This is a genomic window from Paracoccus sp. 228, from assembly GCF_000967825.1.
Lineage (GTDB): Bacteria > Pseudomonadota > Alphaproteobacteria > Rhodobacterales > Rhodobacteraceae > Paracoccus > Paracoccus marcusii.
In genome coordinates this window covers 1-2,110 of sequence record NZ_JYGY01000025.1, presented here as the reverse complement: position 1 = coordinate 2,110, position 2,110 = coordinate 1, and the positions used below count along the sequence as shown (strand labels likewise).

Genomic DNA, 2,110 nt, shown 5'->3' with positions numbered 1-2,110 from the left:
GGGGTTGAGTTAGAGCTTCCTGTCGTCGTCGCGGTCCCGCTTGGTTCCCGACAGGACTGCGCCCAGGGCCGCGCCCATCGCGACCCCCATGGCCGCACCCATGCTGATGTTGTCCATGGCAGCCCCGACCCCGATGCCGATGGCCGTTCCGATTGCAATCCACATGCCCATATTCACGATCCTACCTTTAAAAGCTGCCGATGAAATGCCAGACGCCTGGATCGGCAGGGGAGCTGCCTAACCAATCCGCTTTTCCATAATGACCGTCCGTTCCTCGCCGTGAAGCACATCGCGGACTTCGATATATCCAAGGCGGGCGTAAAATGGCCTTGCCGTCAAAGATGCAGGCACCTGAAGCACAGTGGTGCCTTCTTGATCTGCTATGGCCTCGATGGCGTTCATAAGACACCGACCCACGCCCTGACCTTGCACTTCGGGGGCTACGAAAACAGTTCGCACGACCTCGCCGTCCAAACTTGCAGTGCCCACTGCGACATCGTCTTGAATAGCAACCAAAACCGTCCGGATTGTCAGAAGGTGCTGAACCGTGTCGGTTGAAAAGTTAGCAACCACGCGGTCGATAACCGCCTTAGGGTAGTCCTGAGCGTTGCTAATGCGGATTGTTTTTTGCACCAATCTGCTGATCTGACCTACGTCAGACTTCTGTGCCGGGCGAATTTGAAGAGACGGTTCCATAGCCGCAGAATGCTGGGGACGTGCCAACACGGCAACGGCAAAAAAGAGCATTCACGTCAATCGGTTAAACGATTCAAAATACCCGTTCTCCGCCAGACAGGTAGGGTCAGGGCTGAAAAGGGGTTGCGTCAGAGGTGGCGCTCGACATCCTGGCGCTGGTGCAGAATGCGGATCACGTCGAGGGTGTCCGCACCTTCCCGGACATAGACCATATGCGAGCCGGACCGCGCCTTGCGAGTTCCGGGGCGCAGATCGACCGGACGACTGACCATCTCCCCGGTGGCAAGGGCCAGACAGACCCCGTGCACCTCTTCAAGATAGCGATCAGCCTGCTGCGTGTCCCAATGCCGGGCGGTGTAGTTCCAGATCCCAGCCAGATCGGCGCGGGCGGCCGGAGTGAAGCGGAGGAGCTTGGTCACCCCGCGCGTCCGGCGCGCAGCTCGGCCTTGAAGGCGGCGAGGTCGAGGGGTTCGGGGGGGCCGGAGGCATCACCTTCATCGAGCGCAGCTTGGAGCGTTCGAACGCGGGCTTCGTGTTCCTCCAGCAGCCGCAGCCCGGCACGGACCACGTCACTGGCGGAGCCGTAGCGGCCTGCTTCGACTTGGGCGCTGATGAAGCCGGTAAAATGCTCCCCGAGGGAGACGGAGGTGTTACGGGGCATGGGCGCTCCTGACTTTGATCGTGTGTACCAATATTTAATACATACGCGTCAAACTGCCAAGACCTTGTTGTTTGTGGCGCCTCAGTTCCTCTTCCAAGACCACCACCGCCGGGGTTGCAGAGGGTTGCGTGGCGCGTCATGACGCGCGTCTGATGACGGTTGCGCGGGTTGCGCCAGAGCAAGAACTTTTTCTGACGCAGCATCGAGCCGCCGACGAAGATCCTCTACTGTCTCCTGCTGCTTCTTAGAGTTTTCTCTTTCTTGGTGGAGCAGAGCTTCTGTCATAGCAAGCTTTACCTGCAAAATTTCTACAGCATGCGAGGGGGTTGCATAGGTTTCTTCATGTGGGTTGCGCAACGCTTCATGACGCGCATCTGGTGAGGGTTGCGCAACCCTACGAGGGTAGACGCGGAATAGTTCGGCCGGCTCAATCAAATAGGCGCCGTCATCCTGCCTTAAGGCGGAAACTCTACCAGCTTTGATGGCACGGCTGATGGTAGACTTCGACAAACCAGTTTCTTTTGCCGCTTGGCTGATGGACCAGCTCATCTTCAGACCTTCCCAACAGTTCGGCAGAAATCCGAAAACAGCTTTTCAATGTTGTTAGCATCACGAGATATGCCGCGCTCGTTCAAAAACCGCCGGAAGTCGGTCGCAACCTTGGCGTTATCCACATTGCAGCCCACTCTACGCTTCAGATCGATCCAGTAAGGCGAGTAAGCGATGCTGCCAGCTTCGGGAAATGCGGTGACT

5 protein-coding genes and 1 pseudogene are annotated in these 2,110 nt (G+C 57.9%); all 6 read right to left on the bottom strand.

Going from position 1 to position 2,110, the window contains the following annotated elements:
* Positions 1 to 9: 9 nt before the first annotated feature.
* On the bottom strand, positions 10 to 171 hold the full coding sequence (locus SY26_RS21770; protein ID WP_232303436.1) for a hypothetical protein: 162 nt from the start codon (positions 169 to 171) through the stop codon (positions 10 to 12).
* Positions 172 to 237: 66 nt separating this feature from the next.
* Complete coding sequence (locus SY26_RS19650; RefSeq protein ID WP_198143242.1) at positions 238 to 747, bottom strand: GNAT family N-acetyltransferase; 510 nt, start codon at positions 745 to 747, stop codon at positions 238 to 240.
* A gap of 77 nt (positions 748 to 824) precedes the next feature.
* Positions 825 to 1,115 carry a type II toxin-antitoxin system RelE/ParE family toxin gene (locus SY26_RS19645; protein ID WP_045984270.1) on the bottom strand — a complete coding sequence of 97 codons (291 nt, stop codon included), beginning with the start codon at positions 1,113 to 1,115 and terminating at the stop codon, positions 825 to 827.
* Positions 1,112 to 1,357 (bottom strand): type II toxin-antitoxin system ParD family antitoxin, encoded by a 246-nt coding sequence (locus SY26_RS19640; protein WP_045984271.1) that lies wholly within the window; start codon positions 1,355 to 1,357, stop codon positions 1,112 to 1,114. Before SY26_RS19640 ends, SY26_RS19645 begins: the two co-directional genes overlap by 4 nt.
* An 81-nt stretch (positions 1,358 to 1,438) precedes the next feature.
* Complete coding sequence (locus SY26_RS21465; RefSeq protein WP_157001804.1) at positions 1,439 to 1,906, bottom strand: DNA-binding protein; 468 nt, start codon at positions 1,904 to 1,906, stop codon at positions 1,439 to 1,441.
* A gap of 2 nt (positions 1,907 to 1,908) precedes the next feature.
* Positions 1,909 to 2,110 (bottom strand): annotated as a pseudogene (locus tag SY26_RS21765) (hypothetical protein); the annotation flags it as partial.